A 25259-nucleotide genomic window follows, 5' to 3' on the forward strand; every position below is an offset into this window, starting at 1 on the left:
AGCTGTATCGAGGCAAAAAAGTAAAGCACAGCCATGTTGCGATGCATCTTTTTTAACGAAGATATAATTGAAAAGAAACATTTTATAAGGCATGTTTTGATGTTAATTTGGTATTGCCGGTAAAGTTTTCCAGGTTCTCAATTTTTCGGGTGATTTGCTTATTGAATGTTTCGGCGAAAAATTTGAAACGTAATCGTGTTGTAAATCAATCCAATATTTCATGTCTGATATTCAGCGATCTATTGCATGAAGCATGTGCCTGTAAATTTTTCATGAAATTATCTATGCCTTATCAACCCTGTGTTTTTAGCTGTTTTTTGAAGTGCTTGCAGCTAAATTTCAAGATGGAGTGAAATTTACGGCTGCAATTAATAATGATTGACTCATATTTAACCAGGCGAGTGTTTTTTTTGATTATTACTGTCCTTGTAAACTCATTTTATTTGCAGCTTTTAAGCGACATGCGATCCAGTTTCAATTTTGGAAATATCATTTCTATTTTTACTTTTGAAAAATCTTAACCACAGCCCATACCCACAATCCATGACCACAAAAAGCCAATTTCAAAAAATAAAATCGGGAGATTCCAAAGCATTCGAAGCATTATTTAATCAGTTGTATCCTTCGATGTGCGTGCTGGCCCGCGAATATGTGAAGGACGATGGAATGGCTGAAGATATAGCTCAGGAAGCTTTTGTTAAATTGTGGAATGCCCGTGACCGATACGAAGATATCACCTCTGTTAAATCATTTTTGTACGTGATGGTTAAAAATTTGAGTCTTAACTCTTTAAAAAGAGATAAGTTGGGCAGCAAATTTACAGAAAGTCTCGACAAAGAAGATTATTATTATTTCAATAACCGTATTGTAGAAGAAGAAACATACAGGATTTTGCAGCAAGCTATCGATGAATTGCCTCATAGGAGTGCTGCTATTATGAATCTAAGCTTGCTGGGGGTGCGAAATCATGAAATTGCCGAACGCCTCGGAATATCGGTTAATACTGTAAAAACGCTGAAATATAATTCGATGAAAACTCTTAGAGTTAAATTAGAAAACTACTTTTTTATCCTTCTTCTTTTACTCGGGGAAATTTAATTTATTCAAAGGAATAATTCTCACGAAGTAAATTTCTAATTTGTTTATTTGTAATAAACAGGTTTAAATTCAGATTTACAGCTTGCTGCAACAGCCGTTTGTTTATCTTCTCTACACTCTATAGAGTAAATAATTCTCTATCCATTTCTTTAAGCGATATTATTACAACCATTATGCTCATGGTATTTGAATGTGATATAGCTAATATTTTTTTTAATCCCATTCATCTACTTTTAAACCCCGATTGTTTTTATAATTAGAAATGAAACCTTAAACATGAAAGAATTGCACCGTGAATATCAAATTGCTCAATTGATCTCGAAAGAGATTGTTGATGAACTTTCTGCTGATGAAGTGAAAAAACTTGAGACGTGGAAGTCCGAATCAAAGGCAAACAAAGAACTATACGAAATTATTAAAAGGGGAGAAAAAAGAGTTGAAAGAAATAATTACGCCGCAAATCTGAATGTGAAGTCGGCTTTTGGAAAGGTAAAAGATAAAATTAAACCCCAACAAAAAATCATTCGTTTGAAGGAGTGGGGATTGAGGATTGCCGCTGTTTTGGTAATTGGCGTATTGGTTGGAACACTTTATCATATTTCAACGAAAGATCTAAAATATGAATCTGAATTGGTCTCTTCGACCATTGAGCCAGGATCTTCAAAAGCTGTATTGCAGCTCTATAACGGTGAAACGTTGCAGTTAGAGAATAAAAGTAATGACAGTATTGTGGAAAAAGATGGAACCTTCATTAGTAATTTAAATGGAAAGTTATCCTATACCGCAAATGAAGATGTTGCATTGCAAACAATTTATAATACGGTTAAGGTTCCGGTTGGAGGAGAGTATCAATTGACACTTTCAGATGGAACTAAAGTAATGCTGAATTCGGAGTCGGAAATTAAGTTTCCTGTTCAGTTTAATCAGAATAAGAGAAAAGTCTGGATTGCAGGGGAGGTATTTTTCGATGTGGCGCACAATAGAAACAAGCCGTTTATTGTGGATGTTAAGAATGTTGAAATTGAGGTTTTGGGAACCGAATTTAATGTAGAAGCATACCATGATCAGAAATCGGTGGTGACCACACTGGTTCGGGGAAGTGTAGAGGTAAGAAAAGGACAGGAAAGTGTCATTATTAAGCCCGATCAGCAAGCCTTTATTTCGGATGGGGGAGAACAGTTTGCAGTGAAAAATGTAGTTGCTGAAAATTACGTACTATGGAAAGATGGAGTGTTCTATTTTGAAGAAGCTGACTTGGGAACAATAATGCAAAAATTGGAAAGATGGTACGGAATAAAAGTATTCTATATGAATCAAACAATAAAGATGAAACGCTTTTCTGTTGAAGTGAAAAGGTACGAAGAAATTGAGGATGTGCTGAACATGTTGGCGAGAACAAACAAAGTAAATTTCGAGATAAATAAGAATGTAGTAACTGTTAAAAATTAAAATAAAAAAAGAGCAAAAGTTAGTGAGATAACTTTTGCCCGGTGAGTAGTAACCCAATTCCCGCACGGAATTAAATTATTAACCCTAAATGCAAATTTATGAAAAAATGTGAAACCCGGAGTTTTTGGCGCAAGAAACTCTACAAACCTTTATTAGCAATGAAAATTACCCTGATGCTAATAGTGTTGAATGTTATGCAGGTGTCTGCAAGTGTCTATTCGCAAAACACAAAACTCGATTTGAATATGACCAATCAATCATTGGTTGAAGTATTTAAAGAGATCAGAAACAATAGTGATTTTACTTTTGTGTATGATTTGGAAGATGTAGAAACAGTTAACAACCTGGATATCGACCAAAGGGGGGCTACTGTTGAAGAGATTCTTGATAACTGTTTTCTGAATACGAACTTAAGCTACGAAATTGTCGATAAAGTAGTAATCGTTAAACAGAAACCAATTGTTGCACCTAAGCCGGTTCAGCAAGAAAAAAAAGAGATTAAAGGAAAGGTTACCGATAGAAACGGGGTGTTAATGCCTGGAGTTTCGGTGGTAATTAAAGGAAGCTATTCTGGTGTTGCAACAAATATTGATGGAGAGTATTCCATTGAAGTATGGGATGGTGCCATTTTAGAATTCTCATTCGTGGGTAAAGAGACTCAGGAATTTGAGTACAACGGACAATACATTCTGAATGTTGTATTGGAAGACAATGTTGAGATTTTGGGAGATGTTGTAGTGACTGGTTATCAGAGTATATCTAAAAATGAGGCAACGGGTTCATTTGGAACTATAAAGGCCTCAGAGATTGAAAAATCACCTGCGCTAAATATAATGGAACGTTTAGCAGGAAAGATTCCGGGTGTAGATTTTGATGCTCGAAATAATAAAATTGCTATTCGCGGACAAAATACATATGGAGTAAACCCCGGGCCACTAATTGTTGTTGATGGATTTCCATTAATGGAAGAACAAGACGGAACTCAGAAGTTGACTAAATTCACCAATGGCCAATCTTCCGGATACAGTCTTATTTCCAGAGTAAATCCGAATGACATAAAATCCATCACTTTTTTAAAAGATGCAGGATCTGCCTCTGTGTGGGGATCGAGAGCCGCCAATGGAGTTATTGTAATTGAAACTAAAAAAGGAAAAAAGAGAGCTCCAACCATTACATTTAATACCAGTATTGGAGTTTCTTCACCGACGGATCTGTCTAAGATTAAGACAATGAATAGTGCTCAGTACGTTGATTTTGAAAAGGAGCTATTTGAAAAAGGATTTATAAACGATCCTGCAACATGGTATCCCGGGTATTATACTTTTAACACCAATCCTAATACAAGTGAAGCATTGGAATGGATGTTTCGGGTGAACCGTGGAAGCGCAACAGAAACTCAACGGGATTCTGCATTGTTGGTTCTTTCGGGTCGGGATAATAAAAATCAGATAAAAGATTATTTGATGCAAAAAGCGATTTCTCAACAATATAATTTGTCTGTAGCAGGAGGTGGTGAGAACAGTACTTATTATATTTCGGCCAATGCTACTGATGATCGTTCAGTTTATAAAAATAACAATGCAAAAAGCTATAGTTTTACGGCCAATACAACCAGCGATCTTTTTAACAATCGTATAAGTTTAAGTACTGGTGTAAACTATACTAAAACTTCAAGCAGGAATAATACTGCCGCTAATAATGCTATAGGGGCTTCTACATTGGGGCTTAGGCCTTATGAAATGTTGAAGGATGGGAATGGGAACAATGTTAACAGATATCTTAGATTTCGACCTGAAGTAATAGATGATTTTACCGATAAAGGATATTTGCCCTGGACATATAATGCTATTGATGAGCTTAATTACTCCAATGTTTTGAATAATGAAAATTTAATCCGACTTAATGCTTCGCTTAAGGCCCGGATATTAGATTGGTTGTCTTTTGATTTATCGGGTACCTATCAAACGAATATTAGTGATGTTGAAAACGAAGATGAATTACAGAGTTATGCAACACGTGACAGACTGAACAGAGCTACAAGTATATCATCTAACGGACGTTTAGTGCATGGTATCCCTTTGGGAGGTATTTATAGAACATCCGATGCTAAAAGTAAGGATTACTCTGTGCGTGGACAGATTAACGTGAATAAAATCTGGAATAATATTCATTCTTTAAGCATTATTGCAGGATCGGAAATGCGGGAGACAAAAAGTAAAAATTATTCGAATACCTTGTATGGTTTCGATGATGACACCTATTTATCTCAGGTTGTAAATCCAACAGAATACTACCAAACTGTTTTCCCATGGGAAGAACAGATTGGGAGCTACGATAATGCGGTCAGAAATTCTAAAAAAAGATATCTTTCTTATTATTCAAATGCAGGATATACTTTTCTTAATCGATATACAGCAAGTGCATCAATTAGGTACGATGATAACAGTATACAAGGAGCCAAAAGAAAGGATAGAGCAAGACCATTTTGGTCTGCAGGGTTAAGATGGAACATAAAAAAAGAAGCTTTTCTTGAGGCTGTAAAAGTAATAAGTAATTTAAATCTTCGATTTAGCTATGGTATTGGAGGTTCTATTCCTACAACATCAGGTGCTTTTAATTCAACTATTATTACAATTACAGGAAATGATAATGTAACAAATAGAACCCTTGCTTCTATTATTAGACCTGCAAATGACAAGTTAAGCTGGGAAACCACGAAGCAATTTAATGCAGGAGTAGATTTAGGATTATTTAAAAATAGTGTAAATCTTAATTTTGATATCTATACCAAAAAGTCGTCAGGCATTTTGTATAATATGCCTTTTAATGGTACTTATGGTTATTCCAATTTAATGTATAATGCAGCAAGCTTGTATAATCACGGGGTTGAGTTGGGAATTCAGACGGCACTTTCTAAAAATAATTTTAGTTGGAATTCTAATTTTACTTTTGCTTATAATACCAATCAGGTAAAAGATACTCGTTTCCCCAAAAATGAGTACCTCGGATCTGTAATTGGTGGTGGTTCTCCAATTAGCGGACATTCGTTGGATTATCTTTACGTTTATCGTTGGGCCGGCTTGGATGAGACAGGTCAATCGCAGATATACAACAAAGATGGAGATGTTATTAAATCAACGGATTGGACTGCAAAATTAACTTCGGATGATTTGATTTACGCCGGACGAAGAACAGCGCCTTTTGTAGGTGGATGGAGCAACGATTTTTCTTATAAGAATTTCAGTTTAAATGTACACATGTCTTATTATTTGGGACATAAATTCTTGAAATCTTCTGTTGAGAATTATCCTGATTATGCAGGTTATAATGGGGTGATAGGCTCGCAGGAAGATATAGCAAAAAGATGGAGAACGCCTGGTGATGAAATGACTACCAATGTTCCTGGTTTGAGTGATATCAACTATAATAGTTTAAATCGATATAAATTTTCTGATTTACTTGTTAGAAGTGCCAGTCATGTTCGTTTGCAACAGATTGCATTATCATATATTGTACCTCAAGCCTTTCTTAAAACATCATTAATAAAAAGTCTTTCTGTAGGTATAAGCGCTCGTAATCTTGGAATTTTATGGAAGAAAAATAAGGATGGAATAGATCCTCAATATGTAAGAACAAATACATACAATAATCTGGCACCGGCCAAAACTTTTGTATTTAGTCTGAATGCGACTTTTTAAAGAAATATTTGTTGTGCTGGCATATAGCTTAGCTTTTTAAAAAAATATAATAGTATGAAACGTCCATATATAAAGCTTTCTACACACAGAGAGATGATTATATGGTAAGTTTCATCTGACAAAAATTTTAAATTATAAACAGATGAAAAAATATACAATTGTCTTGCTTGTAATATCGGCCTTGTTTGTCATATCATGCAGTGATTATGTCGATATAGAAGACCAAACAGGAACGCGGATACTGAAGTACACCTCAGATTATCAATACTTACTAAACAATACTTCCACATTTGAGTTTTCTTATGGTTATCCACTGCTTACCAGCGATGATGCAGGAATAGAGGATCCAACTTATCAGGAAAGCGTTGTTGCACAATGGGGTTTGGCTTACACATGGAGTGAAACTTTTGTTTTAGATGAGCAGGAAGATTCGGATTGGAATCGTTTTTACAAGCAAATAAATGTTTGCAATCAAATAACAGATGGGGTTAGTGATAGCGAAAAGGGAACAGTAGAAGAAAAAAAGTCAATTCTTGCTCAGGCAAAAGTACATCGTGCATATGCCTATCTAAAGTTGGTTAATTTATATGCTCCGCCATATAATGAAGCAACAGCATCTAATGATCTGGGACTTCCGTTACTTACCACAGCGTATTTGTTTAGTAGTTTGAAAAGGGTTTCTGTAGAAACCATTTATCAACAAATCATTGCAGACCTTACGTCGGCTTTACCAAATTTGCCTGATTTGCCTGATTACAACTCAGACCCGTCGAAGGTTGCAGTATATGCTCTTTTGTCCGAAACAAATCTTGAAATGAGAAATTTCACTAAAGCAAGTTTATATGCTGATTCTACCTTATCGCTGCAAAATACGATAATAGATCTTAACGATTATGCCAGCTCACCTCAAAGCTTACCAAAAAAACTACAAGATCCGGAAACTATATTTTCAAAGCTTGTAGGGGGGAATTTTTACTCTGTTATTTTAAGTAGTGATTTAATAGATTTTTTGGGAACAAAAGATTTACGTTATCAATTATTTACAGAAGAAAATTATAATGGATATGGTCGTTCGTATTCTCGTCAGAATTACACCTACGAGGGGGTATATATTGGGCCTAATGTTCCAGAAATAATGCTGATTAAAGCTGAATGTTTAGCAAGGGGCGGTGATTATACTGCTTCAGTTGATTTACTCAATAATTTGAGAACAAAACGATTTAGGTCTGAGGATTATGAAGATCTTACAGTTTCCTCAGCCGAAGAGGCACTTGCGCTGGTTATTAATGAGCGTCGCAGGGAATTGTTTGGACGTGGATTTCGCTGGTTCGATATGCGTAGGTTAAATCAGGACAGTGCATTTGCAAAAGAATATACCAGAACCTTTAAAGGAACTAAATATACTTTGCCTGTAAATAGTAATCGTTACACCTATGCCATAGGCGGAAAATATATTTCATTGAATCCTGAAATAGAACAAAATCCAAGATAATAAATAAGCTTTATTGGTTATCGTATTTATCATCTCAAACTTCTATAGGAAATTAATCTTCAATCTGTGCCAATGTATTTATTGGGGAAGATTTTGACAGAAGTTTGGGATGATTAAATATCGATGTGACAATATGTTATTGCTATTACTTAAATAAACACACTAATAATGAAAAGAATCGTATTGCTTTTTTGCCTGTTTTGTTGGGTGCTAACTACTACAGCTCAAGAGTTTTCCGGAACGTTAAAGTTGCAGCCCGAAAAACTGATTGCAGGCAAATCAATTGATATTACATATAATCCGGCAGGAAGCAACTTTACACGGGGTAAAGCTATTTCTGCAGCAATTTATTTGTATAATAATTATCACTGGTCTGTAGAGGGTGTTACTTTAGAAAATAATGGTGAAATATGGCAGGCAAAATTTAATTTACCAAAGACATGCGCCTTTGTTGCTTTAAAATTTTATCAGGGTTTATACGAGAATCCTGATGCATTTGATAACAACAATGAGACAGGATATAAGTTTTCGACTTTGAATGATCAGGGTGAAAAATTGCCTGGAGGAGCTATTGCATTGGCTCTATTCGATATGCCGTCGTTATATTTCGGGTTAAATTATTATCAGAATACTGATAAAAAGCTTTCTAATGAAGTTTTATCGCAGTTATTAAAAGAAGAGGAGAAGATCAAACAGTCTGATCCAAAATACTATATCGAATCGTATGTTGCAATTCAAAAGATTCTTAAAGGGGATCGCTTTAAAGTTGCCATTACCCGATGGCTTGATAAATTGGCTAAAGATCCTTCTTTAAATGAGCGACAATATCTGAGCATAAAGAATATCTATCAATTTGAATTCAAGGATAACGCAAAAGCAGATTTTTTGGAAAAGATAATACTTAAAAAATATCCTAAAGGTGCACATTCACGTTTTTTGACTTTTCATAAAAAAATGAATGAAGTATCAGGAACTAAACAATCAGAAGTTAATGCGATAGAATCATACGAAGATTTTTTAAAAAGTTTTCCAATAACAGAATGGAAACAATCACCACAAGAGCAAGGGTATATTTATTATCAAGTTCATTGTTATCTTGCGACAGCTTATTTTAATGCAAAAAAAACAAACTCCTTTTTAAGTCTTGTTTCTGGGTTAGATTTCAAAACTCTTAATGAAGTATCTCGATGGAATATTGGGCGGGCTTATGCATTTAAAACCATGGGATTAGATACTTTGGAGAGCATTAGTGCGCCTATAATTAAAAACCTGATTAAAAAAGTTACTGATGGTTCTTACAAGGAAGAATTTTTTTCGAAGAAAAGAGCCGAAAGTAATGCATATGTGCAGCTTGATAATAGATTGGCTACATATATTGCCATACTGTTTGATTTAAAACAATATGATGAAGCATTAAAATATTTTGAAAACCTATCAAACAAAGGCAAATTAGGCAATCCGGAGCTGAATGAACTTCACATGCGTATTCTGGAAAAAACGAATAATAGTAAATTAATAAAACCATTTCTTGAATCTTGTGTTTTGGTAAATTCCATTACCCCAAAAATGTTTGATAAAATTAAAGATTTATATCTCGGGCAGCATGAAGATTTATCAGGTTACGATGCGTATTTGACTGCATTGAAATCAAGTACCGAACAGGAAGAATTAAAGGCAGAGATTAAACAAAATCTGACGAATAAGGAGTACATGCCATTTGCATTACGTGGTATGGATGGTAAATTGGTACGTTCGAGCGATTGGGAAGGTAAAATTGTAGTTCTTGATTTTTGGGCAACTTGGTGTAAACCATGCATAAATGCTCTTCCTAGTATGCAGGTAGCTGTAGATAAGTATGCAAATGATTCTACTGTAGATTTTTATTTTATAGGAACCATGCAAAATGGAGATTATAAAGAAAAATCTGAAGCTTTTGTTAAAAGGAAAGGCTTTCGTCTTAAGTTTCTTCACGATAATATAAATCCCAAGTCAGGAGCTCAGAGTGCTGTGTTTTCAAGTTTTGTTCCATTTTTTAATTCTTCAGCAATTCCCCGAAAGGTTATTTTAAAAGATGGTTTTATGCGCTACACTTCAGAGGGATTTTCAGGAAGTACCGGTAAACTTGTTGACGAAATCTCATATGTAATAGAATTATTAAAAGCAGAAAAATAAAATGAGTTTAAAAAGATGTTGGGTATTGGGAATTGTTTTGGCTGGTTTTATATCCATTGCAACAGCTCAGGTAAATCCAAAAGAGAAATTTAGTGCGGTATTAAAAGCCCTTCAAGACAACTATGTTGACGATATTGATGATGAGCAGATGGTTGATGCGGCAATTAATGCAATGTTGCAAAATCTTGATCCTCATTCGAAATATTTTAGCGGAAGGGAATCCGAGCAGATGAGAAAATCTATGCACGGAAGTTTTGTGGGTGTAGGTATTCAGTTTGTTAAGCAAAACGATACCGTTTGTATTACACAGGTAATTTCTGATGGACCTGCTGATAAATGCGGTTTGCTTTCGGGAGATCGTATTTTAAAACTAGACAAGGAACCGGTTAGTGGTGTTAGCATGGCTAGTATTGATATCGTGAACAAAATGAAAGGGGAAAAGAACTCCACTGTTGATTTTGAGATTTTACGACAAAACAAACCAACTCCTGTATCAGTAAAAGTAACAAGAGGTGATGTGCCTGATAAATCGGTTAAAGCAACTTATATGCTAACGAATAAGATTGGGTATATTTCTTTAGGTATTTTTAATGAAACAACGCGTAAAGAAATAGATGCAGCCTTGATTCAGCTAAAGAAGGAAGGGATGAAGGATTTAATTCTGGATCTTCAAGGCAATGGGGGAGGATATGTTCAAGCGGCCATTGGTGCAGCAGATGAATTCTTGAAGAAAAAGCAAATGGTTTACTGCAGTATTGGTAAGGATCGTGGCAAAGATTATTATTATACTGCAGGACTGGGACAATTTATGGAGGGACGTTTAGTTGTTCTTATCGATCAAAATACAGCTTCGGCGAGTGAGATTCTTACAGGAGCTTTACAGGATTGGGACAGAGCCGTTATTGTCGGTCGAAGAAGTTTCGGGAAAGGGGTGATGCAGCGTCCGGTGCCTTTGTTCGATGGTTCTGTTTTACAGTTAACCATGGCGCGTTACTATACTCCTTCCGGACGATCTTTACAGAAACCCTATAAAAATTTAAATTATCACGAGGAAATTAACAATCGATTTAAAACCGGTGAAATGTTTGATGAATCATTCATTGTAAAACCCGATTCATTAAAATATACCACACTCATTAACAAACGCACCGTTTATGGTGGAGGAGGCATTATTCCAGATCTGTATGTTCCTATAGATACCACTAAATCTAATGAATGGCTGCAGATTGTTTTTAACTTAGGTTTGGTTAATATGTCGTCTTTCGGGTATGTTAATGATCATCGGGAAGAACTGAAAGAAAAGTATTCAGATATTAAGAAGTTTGTTAAAAAGTTTGTTGTGCCGGAACAGATCATTAATAATATTATTGATGAAGCAGATCGGAGTGGAATAATTATGTCCGCTGAAAATAAAACAAATGAAATAAATATGCTCTCGTTACAAATTAAGGCTCAAATTGCCAGTCAACTATTTGAGGGGAATTCATCCTACTTACAAATCATTAATCAGGACAATCAATGTTTGCTAAAAGGGATTGATGTACTTGAAAGATCGTCTCTGTATAATCAACTACTAAATAAAAAATAAATCAGATGAAATTTATAAAAATCGTATTATTCGTTATGTGCTTAATGCCATTATTGAGTGTTGCACAAGTAGGATATAACATTAAGTGTAAGGTTGGAAAGTTAAATTCACCAGCAAAGGCATTCCTTAAATATAAAATTGCAGGAGAAGAATTCTTAGATTCAACTTTAATTAAAAATGGGAAATTCGAATTCATAGGGAAAGTAGGAGCGCCGCATGAGGCTCACATTATGGTTCAGCATGATGGTCTTGCTAATGATCCAACAATGTTAAGAACTTTTGATGTTCTTGGTTTTTTCATTGAGGATTCAAATATTACCATAACAAGTAAAGATTCAATTTGTAATGCTAAAATTTCGGGGTCGGAATTAAATGAACAGAATACACAGGTAACAGCTCTTTTGAAGCCTCTCTACGAGAAGTTGGATGTACTGAATAAAGAATTTGAGGCTCAACCTGAAAGTAAGCAATGGGATCCAATTTATATAAAATCGCTGGAAGATCGGGCAAGCGTTATTCAAGAGGAAATTGTAGGTGCAAAATTCAAATATGCCGAGACTCACCCGAACTCTTATATGGCTATAGTAGCACTAAACTCAACTATGGGACCAGAGTTTGATGCTGTCGCTGCAGAAAAGATTTTCAACCAATTATCCTTGGAAGTTAAGAATACGGAACTGGGACAAGCATCACTTGAGAAAATTTTAAGTGTTAAAAGTACTCAGAAAGGTGTTAAAGCACCTGATTTTACTCAGAATGATGCAAATGGAAATCCCGTGAAACTTTCTGATTTTAGAGGTAAATATGTGTTGTTAGATTTTTGGGCTTCTTGGTGTTCTCCTTGTCGACGCGAAAATCCAAATTTGGTAAAGACTTATAAAACTTATAAAGATAAAGGATTTGAAATTTTAGCTGTTTCACTAGATAAACCAGGTGATAAGGATAAGTGGTTAAAAGCAGTTGAGCATGACGGATTGTTATGGACTCAGGTTTCTGACCTTAAGGGATGGGATAATGAAGTTTCGGCATTATATGATGTAAAAGCAATTCCTATGAATTTTTTGATTGATCCTAATGGAATAATAATTGCTAAATATTTACGAGGAGAGGAGCTTGATGCTAAACTAAAAGAACTTTTTAAATAAATCGCGTCGTATTATTTTATTTTTTAAGGAACTGTTTTTTACAAGCAGTTCCTTTTTAATTTTCCAAAAAGACTGGTAGTAATAGCGAAAGCTTTAGAGAACCTCAATACTTTTCTGACTAAGAATGCAAATGTTCGTGTAGACAAATTGAAAGCAGATATTGATAGTATATAATCGTTTGTTGAATAGGAATTTTTTTATGCCTGCAAATTCACCCTATTTACACTTTAGATTGTCTTTAAGGTAAGAAGAAGGCTTAAAAGTAGTCTGAGAGTAAAAATCACGTTTAAATACAAATGAAAATGAATAGAAAAATTACACTTGCTGCACTCTTACTTATGATGCTAAGCAGCATTTCGTTCGGACAAATTTTAACTCCATCGAAATGGAAAGTAGAGTTATCAAAGCAAGATATTAAGGTGGGCGACAAAATTGACATTGTTTTTAAGGCGACAATTGATAAAACATGGCATTTGTATTCAAATGATTTTGACCCTGACTTAGGACCTATTTTGATTGAATTTGATTTTGAAGAGGATGCAAGTTATGAGCGTATTGGTAAGGTGAAACCTATCAACGCAAAAAAGCATTTCGATGAGATTTGGGATGGGGAAGTGAGCTATTTTGAAAATACGGCTGAAATGCGTCAGCAAATAAAGGTGAAGAGCCTGCCATTAAAAGTGGAGGGAACCTTTGACTTCCAAACCTGTTCCGATGTAAGTGGACAGTGTGTAATGGGAGATGATGAGTTTGATATTACATATCCGGCTAAATAAAATAGAATTATTGTCAAAATTTTTAATCACACCAATACTTTAGCAAGAGTTTAATTAATTAGCATATCGATTAAGTTCTGAATTTAAAGCCACCTCAGGTGGCTTTTTCTTTTGCACATAAGCTTGAATATGGAATTCAGTAGGAAATTATTTTTTTTTGGTAAAAACAGAGATGATCATTTTAAAATCAGGAAGAAGTTAGTTTCACAAGCAAAGCGCAGGCATATTTAATTAAAACGAACCAAAATACACCTTTAGTTACGATTCGATTAAAAATATCACTAAAAAGGGGAGTCTTTAATGAATCGTAATTTTTATCTAATCTAGATTGAAAGTATTTTTGATTCGTATAGATTATCAGACTAATTACATTGAATTTAATAAACAAAATAATTGTAAAGATGATAATCCAATGTTTCGTAAAAGCTTAGTAATTAACAAATATTAGCGAATTTTTTCATTCTGTCTTTCACCCTATTGTGTATTTTGGTTGTCTTTACAGTAACAATACAGAATTACAAAGAAGAATCAAATAAACTAAAGCAACTCAATTACATTGGGTAATACTTCTGTGGGAGGACCCAATTAATAAAAAGATTAAAAAATGAAATTGAAATTTACATTTCTTGCCATTCTAGTGGTAGTGTTTAGCGGATTTTCATTTGGACAAGTTTTACAACCAGCCAAATGGAAAGTTGAGTTTTCGAATAAAGAGGTTAAGGTAGGTGATCAGCTGGATGTTGTTTTTAAGGCTGCGATTGATAAAACTTGGCATGTGTACTCAAACGATTTCGACCCTGAGTTGGGGCCGGTATTAATTAAATTTGATTTTACAGAAAATTCCAGTTACGAAAGAATTGGTGAAGTAAAACCAATAAATGCTCATAAGCACCACGATGAAATATGGGGTGGTGAAGTAAGCTATTTCGAAAATGAAGCTGAGATGCGCCAAAGTATTTTGGTGAAGGAACTGCCCTTGCATGTAAAAGGAACATTCGAATACCAGACTTGTTCCGATGCTACGGGACAATGTGTAATGGGGGATGATAATTTCGATTTACAGGTTAAAGGCGGAGCCGTTGCTGTTACACAAAAAGAGAAAGCTGAAGCACCGGCACCGGTAAAAGAATCAAAAGATAAGAAAGGACTTTGGGCAGTATTTATTTTTGCCTTTTTAGGTGGTTTAGCCGCAATTTTTACTCCTTGTGTATTCCCTATGATTCCTATGACGGTTAGTTTTTTTATGCACAGCAGTGAAAACAAGGCCAAAGGCAGAATGCAGGCTTTCTTCTATGGATTTTCTATTATTGCGATATATACTTTTATTGGTACTTTACTTGCCGTTGTTATGGGGCCGGGTTTTGCCAACTTCCTTTCAACACATTGGGTTCCTAATGTTTTTTTCTTCTTAATTTTCATGGTGTTTGCTGCATCCTTCTTTGGAATGTTCGAAATTACCATGCCAAGCTGGATGGTGAATAAGTCCGTATCAAACGAAGATAAAGGTGGATTGTTGGGTGCTTTCTTTATGGCATTTACTTTGGTTTTGGTTTCGTTCTCATGCACAGGACCTATTGTGGGTGCCATTTTAGTTGCCTCGGCAGGAGGAGAAGTATTAATGCCAATTGTTGGAATGTTAGGATTTTCAATAGCATTTGCGATGCCGTTTACATTGTTTGCCATTTTTCCTGGATGGTTGAATAAAATGCCTAAGTCCGGTGGATGGTTAAATTCAGTAAAAGTGGTTTTGGGATTTATTGAGCTGGCTTTAGGTCTTAAATTCTTGAGTATTGCTGATCAAACTTACCATTGGGGAATTTTAGATCGTGAGGTTTACCTTGCCGTTTGGATCGTTGTATTTGCCTTATTGGGATTGTATTTATTAGGTAAACTCAAATTCTCCCATGATAGTGAGTTGAAATTTGTTAGTGTTCCTCGTCTTTTGATGGCGGTTGCGACCTTCTCGTTTGTAGTTTATATGATTCCTGGAATGTTTGGAGCTCCTTTAAAAGCTCTTTCAGGATATATTCCGCCACAAGCAACACAGGATTTTGATATCAATCAGATTGTACGAAATAATGCGGGTAATGGCAGTGCTGTTCATCAGGAAGCCCATACTGCTATGTATTCAGACTTTTTACATTTACCTCATGGCTTAAACGGATATTTCGATTACAAGGAAGGAATGGCTGCTGCTAAAAAGCAAAACAAACCAGTATTTATGGACTTTACAGGTCACGGTTGTGTTAACTGCCGGGAAATGGAAGCCAATGTATGGTCAGATCCACAAGTGTTGAAGCGCTTGCGTGAAGACTATGTGGTAATTGCAATGTATGTTGATGATAAAACAAAATTGCCTAAAGAAGAATGGATTGTTTCCAGTTATGATGGTAAAAAGAAGAAGACTTTAGGAAAGAAAAATGCCGATTTCCAAATTTCAAATTATAATATTAATGCTCAGCCTTACTATTGTTTACTTAATTCGGATGGTGAAGATATTGCTTCACCAAGAGCCTATGATTTGGATGCAGGTAAATTTGTTGAATTCCTTGATGAAGGAATTAAAAACTTCAAGCAAAAAAAAACAGTAGCAGTAAGAGTTAATTAAATTAAGAGAGAAATTATTTTGTTTTAACAAGACGGCAGGAAGATATTTAAGAAGAACATTAGTTAGTGAGTTTTCATGTGTAAGGTATGAAAACGTGGTTAGTAGGGAAGATGTAGATGGCAGGGCCGGCAATCCCTGTCATCTCATCATCAAACCTGAATATTTTTTTTAGTGGTTAAAACAAAATCAAGATAAACAACAACAAACTTTAGTTAGTGGTGAAAAGGGCAGGGATGTCAAGTTATTTACCCCAATATCTGATCTGAAAAACTCCCTGCTCTTTTTTTCGAAATTTAATTTTATGCTATGAAGACCACCATCGATTCCCAATTGAACACCACAAGTTTTATCAATTAGGAATTAATGGCAACCTGAGAACACTTTTCTCTCGGATTTTTTAATGAGAAGAAATTATAAAGTAAAATTTAACGTATGAATAAAATTGTTACACTGCTCTTTGCGAGTATTTTATTTTCTGGTTTGGTTTCCCAAGCTCAGAATACTACAACAATACCTTTGGATTCGAAGGTTAAGCACGGTAAGTTATCTAATGGTTTAACTTATTATGTGATGCATAATGAGGAGCCAAAAGACCGTGCCAGTTTTTATTTTGTACAAAACGTTGGAGGGATTCTTGAAGAAGATTCTCAAAATGGTTTGGCTCACTTTCTAGAGCACATGGCGTTTAATGGTTTGGAAAATTTTCCAGGTAAGAACATGCTTGATTATTTGGAGAAAAATGGTATTCTTTTTGGACGTGATATTAATGCTTATACTGCTCAGGACCAAACTGTTTATAATATCAGTAATATTCCTACAGGGAGTAAAGGGTTGATGGATTCGGCTTTATTGGTTTTGCATGACTGGTCAGGAGGATTATTGCTGGAAGGCAAAGAAATTGAGTCGGAGCGTGGTGTTATTCATGAAGAGTGGCGTACCAGAAGAAATGTTCGTAAGCGTTTGGGAGATCAAACATCATCGGTGATGTATAATAATTCGAAGTATGCAGAGCGTGATGTGATCGGTTCTTTGGATGTGATTGATCATTTTGAACATTCAGCACTTCGCGAATATTACGACAAGTGGTATCGTCCGGATTTACAGGCTGTAGTTATTGTTGGAGATGTAGATGCAGAAGATATTGAGAAGAAAGTAAAGGATTTATTTTCAAAAATTCCAATGAAAAAAAATGCTGCAGAGCGCACTTATACTAAGATTGAGGATTCAAAAGAAGTTGGTTATGTTGCCGCTAAAGACAAGGAAGCTAAAAATCTTAGTATTATGTGGCTATTCCGTCGCGATTTGGATGCTGTTAAGAATGAAACCACTCAAAGAAACGATTTAGCCAAAGGTATGTTCAATCAGATGCTTGCTGCCCGTATCTCTGAAAAAACCAAGAAATTGGAATGTTCGGCTATGGGTATTGAGTTTGGAGGATATGACTTAGCGCGTACCAAAGGTGCTGACTATATTTACCTTGTGCCAAAATCTGGTAAAGAACTGGAAGCTTTTACTGAAGCATTAACAGAGTTGGAACGTGTTAAACGTTATGGTTTTACTGCTTCGGAGCTTGAGAGAACCAAGGTGCAATACATGAGATCATATGAGTCATATGCTGCAAATTACAGCAAAATTACAAATGATAAGTGGGCTGAGCAATTAGCAGACTTGTTCTTAAAAGCAGAACCATTTCCTTCGTTGGAGTGGGAAATGGAATTTGCAGCTAAAACAATTCCAGCCATCACACTCGATGAGGTGAATGCGTTTGTAAAGTCTTATTCTAATGCTGATAATTCAGCATTAATATTACAAGGTCCTGATAACGAAACACAAGTTTACCCAACTAAAGAAGAATTATTAGCTGTTGCAGCTAAAGTGAAATCTTCGGATGTGGAAGCTTATATTGATGAAGCAGGCAATCAGCCTCTTGTTGCTAAGAAGTTGAAGCCGGTTAAGATTTTAAGCCAATTCGGAGTTGAGGGAACTGATGCTAAAGGTTATGTTCTTGAGAATGGAGCAAAAGTAGTTATTCTTCCTACTGAATACAGTAAGGATGAAATTTCAATGTCTTCTTTTAGTTTTGGAGGAACATCATTAATTGCTGATAAAGATCTTACTTCCGCTGATATGGCGACAAGTATTGTTGAAATGTCAGGTGTTGGGGAGTTTGATGCAACTCAGTTACAGAAAAAATTAGCTGGTAAAATTGTTGGTTTGAATGCAAGTTTAGGAGAATTGACAGAAGGATTTTCAGGTTCTGCTTCTCCTCAGGATTTTGAGACTTTACTACAATTGCTTTACCTGAATTTTGAAGCACCTCGTTTCGAAGAAGCTCCTTTTAGTGCACAGATGGCACGTATGAGAGATTATGTTGCAAACATAAAAGTAGACAATAATAAAGCACTTCAGGATACTATAGCTTTATTATCGACAAATTATTCTCCACGTACTTTGCTTTTTGGAGAAGATTTTATTAATAAGATCGACTTTAACAGAGCCTCGGAAATTTACCGTGAGCGTTTCTCTGATGCCAGTGATTTTACCTTCATTTTTGTTGGTAATATTAACGAGAAGGAACATTTACCAATGATTCGAAAGTATATTGGTAACATCAGCTCTACGAACAAAAATGAAACATATTTAGATCATAAAGTGGGTCCTGCCAAAGGAAAAACAAGCAGAATTTTTGATCGTGAAATGGCAGTTCCTAAAACAACTGTGAATTATGCTTTGCAGGGCGATTTCGATTATACTTTAGAGAACAGAGTGATGCTTAGTGTAGTGTCTCAGCTTCTGTCTAAAAGATACATGACAACTATTCGTGAAGAGGAAGGTGGATCTTATGGAGTTGGAGTTAGTCCTTCATCATCTAAACTACCAACACCGGAATTCTCATTGAATATCAGTTTCGATTGTAATCCTGAAAAGCGTGATCGTTTGGTTGAAATTGTTAAGGAGGAAATTGTTAAAATTCAAAATGAAGCTTGTGATGCTGTTGACTTAAATGAGATTAAGAACAATTTCATTAAAAGCAGAGAAGAAGCTGAATTACAAAACTCTTTCTGGATGAGCAGTATTCAAAAGAACCTGATGCTGGGTTCGGAACTGACGTCTAAAGAAGATTACATAAAAATGATTGAAAATATCGATGCAGACTCGATTCAGAATTTTGCAAAAGAAATATTAAAAAACGTGAATACTGTTGAAGTGATCATGAATCCTAAAAAATAGTAAAACAAAATCATTAGTCTGTTTTGATTTAGTTAGGACCGGTTGGTGAGAATGATTGACCGGTCCGCTCTTTTGTCTTAAACTATTAACCAACCACTAGTAAATTATCGAAAAGCATACAGTTTGTTTTTCTTGAAAAATCAGTAATGAAGGAACTTTATCTGCAAAAACTAAAAGAAGAATTTGTTCCGGCACTTGGGTGTACAGAACCAGTCGCAGTTGCTTATGCGGCAGCAAAAGCAAGGGAAATTTTGAATCAATCACCAGATCGGATTGAATTTCATGTAAGTGGAAATATTTTTAAGAATGGAATGGGAGTTGGAATTCCAGGTTCAGGTATGGTCGGCTTAACCATTGCCGGAGCTTTGGGTGCTTTGGGAGGCAATCCTATGGCAGGATTAGAAGTTTTGGATGGAATTAGTCCTGATATTGTTGAATTGGCGCAAACCTTTGTGAACCAAGGAAAAGTTCAGGTAGATGTAAAATATGGTGTAGCTAAACTGTACATTGAATGCATCTGCTTTAAGGGTGAAAATTCAGGTCGGGTTATTATTCAGGATCGACATACAAATATTCTTCTAGCCGAACGAAATGGTTTTGTTATCTACCAAAATACTTCAAAATCAGCAACCGATGCTGTCCTTAATATGAAAGACTGGAGCTTCCGTAGTATTTATGAATTTATTAATACTGTTGACATAGCCGATATCGCTTTCATTGAAAAAGGAGTAAAGCTTAATAAGTCCATTGCGGAGGAAGGTTTAAAGGGGAATTACGGACTTCAGGTGGGTAAATCGATGATGATTAATATCCGGAAAGGAATTCTTAAAGAGGATTTAATGAATCGATCTATAATGCTTACAGCAGCCGCTTCAGATGCAAGAATGGCCGGAAGCGCAATGCCTGTAATGTCTAATTGTGGCAGTGGAAACCAAGGAATAAGCGTTACTTTGCCTGTGGTAGTTGCAGCAGAGGAATTTAAAGTGAGTAATGAAACATTACTAAGAGCATTGGCTTTGGCATTGTTGGTTACTATTTATATGAAATCTTTCGTTGGTCAACTATCTGCACTTTGCGGCGTTTTATTGTCTACTGCCGGTGCAGGATGCGGAATTACTTACATTATGGGAGGCGATTTCAAACAAATGGGGATGACATTGCAGAATATGACAGGGGGTGTAACCGGTATGATTTGCGATGGAGCAAAATATGGTTGTTCTCATAAGATTGCTGCAAGTGTAAGTGCCGCAATTCAATCATCATTATTAGCTATGAATCACAATTGTTTAAATGGAATGAATGGTATTATTGATGATGATGTGGAAGCTACTATTCGGAATATTGGTCGTTTGGCAAATGAGGGAATGGAAGTAACCGACGAGGTTATTCTTAAGACCATGTTGGAAAAGATGAAGAAAGTTTCTTGAGAATAAAGAAAAAGAAAAAAGATGAAAAATAAAGAGAATATTGAAAGAGTAAAGTGTTTGATAATTGGTTCGGGACCAGCAGGGTATACGGCCGGAATTTACGCATCAAGAGCAAATTTAAATCCAGTTGTTTATGAAGGTTTGCAGCCAGGCGGACAATTAACTACAACTACTGAAATTGACAATTTCCCGGGATATCCTGAAGGAGTTACAGGAAATGTTATGATGGGTGAACTAAAGAAACAAGCTGAACGATTTGGCTGCGATTGCCGTTGGGGTATTGTTACCGAAGTAAATTTGAACGAAAGACCGTTTAAATTAAAGGTAGATGGGAATAAGGATATTGAAGCCGATTCGGTAATTATTGCAACAGGAGCTACGGCAAAATATTTAGGTTTAGAGAGCGAAGAAAAATATAGAGGATCGGGTGTTTCGGCCTGTGCAACCTGCGATGGGTTTTTCTACAGAGGAAAAGATGTTGCTGTTGTAGGTGGTGGCGATACTGCCTGCGAAGAAGCTTCATACTTAGCTGGTTTGTGTAATAAGGTTTACTTAATTGTTCGTAAGGATTTTTTAAGAGCTTCGAAAGCAATGCAGGAAAGAGTATTTAAAACTGCGAACATTGAAATTTTATTCGAACACACTACAAAGGAATTAACAGGAGAAAATGGGGTAGAGGGATGCACATTGATTAAAAATGCAGGTACCTCTTCGCCAGAAGAAGTAAAAATTGCTATTGATGGGTTCTTTTTGGCAATTGGTCATCACCCAAATTCAGATGTGTTTTCTGATTACGTTGATACCGATGAACAAGGTTATATCCTGACTCAGGCAGGCACTCCGATGACAAATATTAAAGGCGTTTTTGCTTGTGGAGATGTTCAGGATCCGAATTACCGACAAGCAATAACATCAGCAGCTTCAGGATGTCAGGCGGCCATCGAGGCAGAAAGATATCTTGCAGAAATGAATTGAAAAAACATAGTCAAAGGCACCTTTTCGGCTAAATAAATAACTTCCATTATTTATAGTGCAAATTTCAGTAAAGCAGGCAATCCATTGTATTTCAGATATGTATGCGTTTTAGGTCAACGGTTGGGATTGCCTCTTTTTCGTAAACAGTAAAAATTAAAATAATTTATTCGCTCATCAATATTTTTTTGATGGGCGTTTTATCCTTAGTAAAGGAAATAAGTGACATAATGCCTGATTTGTTTTAGTTGAAGCATTAAAATTGAGAAGATTGAATATAGAATAAAAAGAACCAATTTTCTTTTAGTTTGGATATTTCTTAGAATCATCTTAAATTTCAGCGAAACAAACAGATCCTATCTTGAAAAGAATTTCAATTATTTTCCTTTTAATTTCCATTAGCAGTTTTTTTGCTTTCTCAAAAGTGAAGAACAATGGAATTCCTTTTATAAAAAATTTTCCCCGAAGCCATTATAAAGGAGGAACCCAGAATTGGGACATTACACAAGCACCCAATGGGTTGCTTTATTTTGCTAATAATGAGGGGGTATTGGAATTTGATGGAAACAATTGGCGTGTGATTCCAATGCCGAATAATTCAGTTGTTCGTTCGTTGGCAGTAGATAGTCTGGGACAGATATTTGTTGGTGCATATAACGAATTTGGATATCTAAAGCCCGATAATCAAGGGAAGTTGAGCTATCATTCTCTCGTTGATCTTTTGCCTGATAATGATCGGAAATTTGATGAAGTTTGGCAAATTTTTCCTTATAAAAAGGGTATTCTGTTTCATTCGTTTCAAAAGATATTCTATTATAGGGATGGTGCAATTTCACAAATTCAGAATGAAAATGAATTTCATTTTGGTTTTCTTGTTCATGATCAGTTTTTTGTAAGAGAACAAAGAAAAGGACTTTGTGTGCTTGACGGCAGGTCTGTAGATGTAGTGAAAGGTGGTGAAATATTTGCGGATAAAGAAATTGTTAGTTTGCTTCCCTTGTCAAATCATTTGCTTCTCATTGCTACTGCATTAGATGGTTTGTTTTTGTATGATGGTACTCAGATTACCACATGGAACAATGATTTGAGTCAAAAATTCAAAACTGATCAGGTATATACAGGAATATCACTTGGGAATTCAAAATTTGCTTTTGGTACGGTTCGGAATGGTGTTTATATCATTAACAAGGATGGACAAATAATTCAAAATATTAATACTGAAAAAGGTTTACAGAACAATACAGTACTAAGTCTGTTTTTGGATCGAAGGGAAAATTTGTGGGTTGGATTGGACAATGGAATCGATTATCTGGAAATTAGTTCTCCTCTTTCCATTTTTCCAAAAGAAAAAGATCTTGGAGCAGGTTATGCATCAATATATCATGATGGGTATTTGTATCTGGGAACAAACACTGGATTATTTGCGCGGAAGTATGATTTTTCGAAGGGTCTAAGGAATGGAGAAGAGGCCTTCGAATTGGTTAAGAATACTTCGGGGCAGGTATGGCATTTACAAGTAGTAGACGGGGAGCTGATTTGCGGACACAATAAAGGAACATTTAGTATTGATAAAAAGGTTGGAAAGTTGATTTCTGACATAGCCGGGGGATGGAATTACATTTATAAAAAAGAAATTCCGAATGTAATGATTGGTGGAACCTATACTGGTTTAGTACTTTATGAGAAATCGAAACAAACGAATAATAAGTGGAAATTTAGCAAAAGAATTGAAGGTTTCAATGAATCATGCAGAGAAATGGTTTGGAACGACGACAATTCGATTTGGATGTGTCATGGTTACAAAGGTGTATATCGTCTGCTCTTAAATGAAGGATTTGATGAATGTACAAAGTATAGGTTTTATGGAGTGGAAGATGGCTTTCAGTCAAATCTGGGTATAGATGTACACAAACTCCGGGATGAAATTGTTTTTTCAACCAGTAATGGTTTTTATAAATATGTGGCTGAATCGGATCGATTTGAAGTTCATCAGTCTTTAAATAATATATTTGACAGCGAAGAGCCTGTTAATAAATTGTTTGAACAAAAGAATGGTGATGTCTGGTTTTTTCAAGCTGAAAATATAGGTTTATTAAAGTCACAAGTAGACAATTCATATGAAATACTGAAAAAGCCATTCGCCCCCCTAAAATCTTCCTTTATCGGAGCTTTTGAGAATGTTACGGTTATTGACAAGGAAAATGTTTTATTTGGGAATGAGGATGGATTTGTACATTACGATCCTACTGTTGAAAAAAAATACAACGATACTTTTCAGACTATCATTAGAGAAGTTCGTATCAGTGGGAAAACAGATTCTGTTATTTATTACGGAACTTATTCCAATGCTAATGAAATTCAATTTAATTCGGATAATGAAAATAGGATTGAGCTGCCTTATAAGAGCAATGCCATCCGATTTAAATATTCTGCGCCTCAATTTAGCAATCCGGAATTAATTCGATATCAGTGTCAATTAATAGGGTTTGATGAAATTCCGTCACCATGGGCAAATAATTCCCAAAAAGAGTATACTAATCTTCCGGAGGGAGAATATGTATTTGAAGTGGTTTCAGAGAATCAATATGGAGTTAAATCTGCTAAGGATACATTTCATTTTACTATTTTACCTCCTTGGTATAGATCTCACACAGCGCTTGTTATGTATGTTTTACTTGTATTGTTCTGCATTTACGTTGCTGTTAGTATTATAAGATATAGAATTAAGTATTTGCAAAACCAGTTAAAAAAGAAGCAGGAGGAAGAGCTGAGACTAAAGGAACAAAAGTTTAGGGAAGAGGCACTTATTGCAGAAAAGGAGATTGTGCAGCTAAGGAATGATAAATTACGCAGTGAAGTTGAATTTAAAACCCGTGAGTTGGCCGGATCTACTATGAATATCATCCATAAAAATGAGGTGCTTTCCTATTCGGTTGGAGAATTGAAAAAAGCTCTGAAAAAAATTAAAGATCCAACAGCTCTTGTTCAGGTAAGGCAATTAATGAAAACTATCGATGCTGAATTCAACAGCGATCAGGATTGGGAACAGTTCGAAGTGCATTTTGATCAGGTACACGAAGATTTCCTGAAAAGGTTACGATTACTGCATCCGCAATTAACACCAAAAGATTTACGAATTTGTGCTTATTTAAGAATGAACCTGTCCTCAAAAGAAATTGCGCCACTGATGAATATCTCTGTTCGGGGAGTAGAAATAAGTCGGTATCGTTTGCGTAAAAAATTTAATATTGCACGGGAAGAAAACCTGATTGATTTTATATTGAACATTTAATCAATAAAATTTATTCTGTCTAAAAAGGGGCTAATGATGAAAATCATTAGCCCCTTTTTAAATTTGATGTATGGTATATTTGAAAAATATTGAATTGTTAAAGAAAGTTAAAAACGTGAAAGATAGAACTTTATAAAAGATTATGTGCACAGTGATGTAGTAATGATGTATTGGTGTTTTAGAGCTGGTGAGTTTGTGATGTATTCGTTTTTTTGATTAAGCTTAAGCATGAGCCTATATTGCAAACGTTGAAGGTGTAAGCTGTGTGACAGAGCATCCAACTAATTTTCTAATCTTAACTAACTAATTTA

General features: G+C 35.4%; 13 protein-coding genes. All 13 read left to right on the top strand.

The annotated features are described in order from the left end of the window. Nucleotides 1-543 precede the first annotated feature (543 nt). The 13 genes from ACY0M5_RS10875 to ACY0M5_RS10935 all read left to right on the top strand — a co-directional run bounded on the left by ACY0M5_RS10875 (nucleotide 544) and on the right by ACY0M5_RS10935 (nucleotide 24948). The gene (locus ACY0M5_RS10875) at nucleotides 544-1098 is read left to right on the top strand and encodes an RNA polymerase sigma-70 factor (RefSeq protein WP_461629120.1); all 555 of its coding nucleotides are present in this window, start codon (nucleotides 544-546) and stop codon (nucleotides 1096-1098) included. 276 nt (nucleotides 1099-1374) lie between these two features. Beyond that, complete coding sequence (locus ACY0M5_RS10880) at nucleotides 1375-2547, top strand: FecR family protein (protein ID WP_461629121.1); 1173 nt, start codon at nucleotides 1375-1377, stop codon at nucleotides 2545-2547. 98 nt (nucleotides 2548-2645) lie between these two features. Further along, nucleotides 2646-6245, top strand: a complete 3600-nt coding sequence (locus ACY0M5_RS10885) for a SusC/RagA family TonB-linked outer membrane protein (RefSeq protein WP_461629122.1) — start codon at nucleotides 2646-2648, stop codon at nucleotides 6243-6245. A 142-nt stretch (nucleotides 6246-6387) separates the two neighbouring features. Further along, on the top strand, nucleotides 6388-7737 hold the full coding sequence (locus tag ACY0M5_RS10890; protein WP_461629123.1) for a RagB/SusD family nutrient uptake outer membrane protein: 1350 nt from the start codon (nucleotides 6388-6390) through the stop codon (nucleotides 7735-7737). A 168-nt stretch (nucleotides 7738-7905) separates the two neighbouring features. Further along, nucleotides 7906-9909: a TlpA family protein disulfide reductase gene (locus ACY0M5_RS10895; RefSeq protein WP_461629124.1), complete on the top strand. Its 2004-nt coding sequence runs from the start codon at nucleotides 7906-7908 to the stop codon at nucleotides 9907-9909. A gap of 1 nt (nucleotide 9910) precedes the next feature. Further along, nucleotides 9911-11497, top strand: a complete 1587-nt coding sequence (locus ACY0M5_RS10900) for a S41 family peptidase (protein WP_461629125.1) — start codon at nucleotides 9911-9913, stop codon at nucleotides 11495-11497. A 5-nt stretch (nucleotides 11498-11502) separates the two neighbouring features. Then, entirely contained in the window at nucleotides 11503-12642 is a 1140-nt protein-coding gene (locus tag ACY0M5_RS10905; protein WP_461629126.1) for a redoxin domain-containing protein, read from the top strand. A 302-nt stretch (nucleotides 12643-12944) separates the two neighbouring features. Beyond that, nucleotides 12945-13418, top strand: a complete 474-nt coding sequence (locus tag ACY0M5_RS10910; protein WP_160463394.1) for a protein-disulfide reductase DsbD domain-containing protein — start codon at nucleotides 12945-12947, stop codon at nucleotides 13416-13418. 604 nt (nucleotides 13419-14022) lie between these two features. After that, nucleotides 14023-16026 carry a protein-disulfide reductase DsbD family protein gene (locus tag ACY0M5_RS10915; RefSeq protein WP_461629127.1) on the top strand — a complete coding sequence of 668 codons (2004 nt, stop codon included), beginning with the start codon at nucleotides 14023-14025 and terminating at the stop codon, nucleotides 16024-16026. 432 nt (nucleotides 16027-16458) lie between these two features. Further along, nucleotides 16459-19257, top strand: coding sequence for a M16 family metallopeptidase (locus ACY0M5_RS10920; RefSeq protein WP_461629128.1), 2799 nt, complete (start codon nucleotides 16459-16461; stop codon nucleotides 19255-19257). 146 nt (nucleotides 19258-19403) lie between these two features. Then, nucleotides 19404-20684: an L-cysteine desulfidase family protein gene (locus ACY0M5_RS10925; protein ID WP_124991384.1), complete on the top strand. Its 1281-nt coding sequence runs from the start codon at nucleotides 19404-19406 to the stop codon at nucleotides 20682-20684. Nucleotides 20685-20705: 21 nt separating this feature from the next. Continuing rightward, on the top strand, nucleotides 20706-21659 hold the full coding sequence (gene trxB / locus ACY0M5_RS10930) for a thioredoxin-disulfide reductase (RefSeq protein WP_124991385.1): 954 nt from the start codon (nucleotides 20706-20708) through the stop codon (nucleotides 21657-21659). Nucleotides 21660-22017: 358 nt separating this feature from the next. Next, the gene (locus tag ACY0M5_RS10935) at nucleotides 22018-24948 is read left to right on the top strand and encodes a helix-turn-helix and ligand-binding sensor domain-containing protein (protein WP_461629129.1); all 2931 of its coding nucleotides are present in this window, start codon (nucleotides 22018-22020) and stop codon (nucleotides 24946-24948) included. Nucleotides 24949-25259 lie beyond the last annotated feature (311 nt).

The organism is Labilibaculum euxinicum (assembly GCF_963678175.1).
Taxonomy (GTDB): Bacteria; Bacteroidota; Bacteroidia; order Bacteroidales; family Marinifilaceae; genus Labilibaculum; species Labilibaculum euxinus.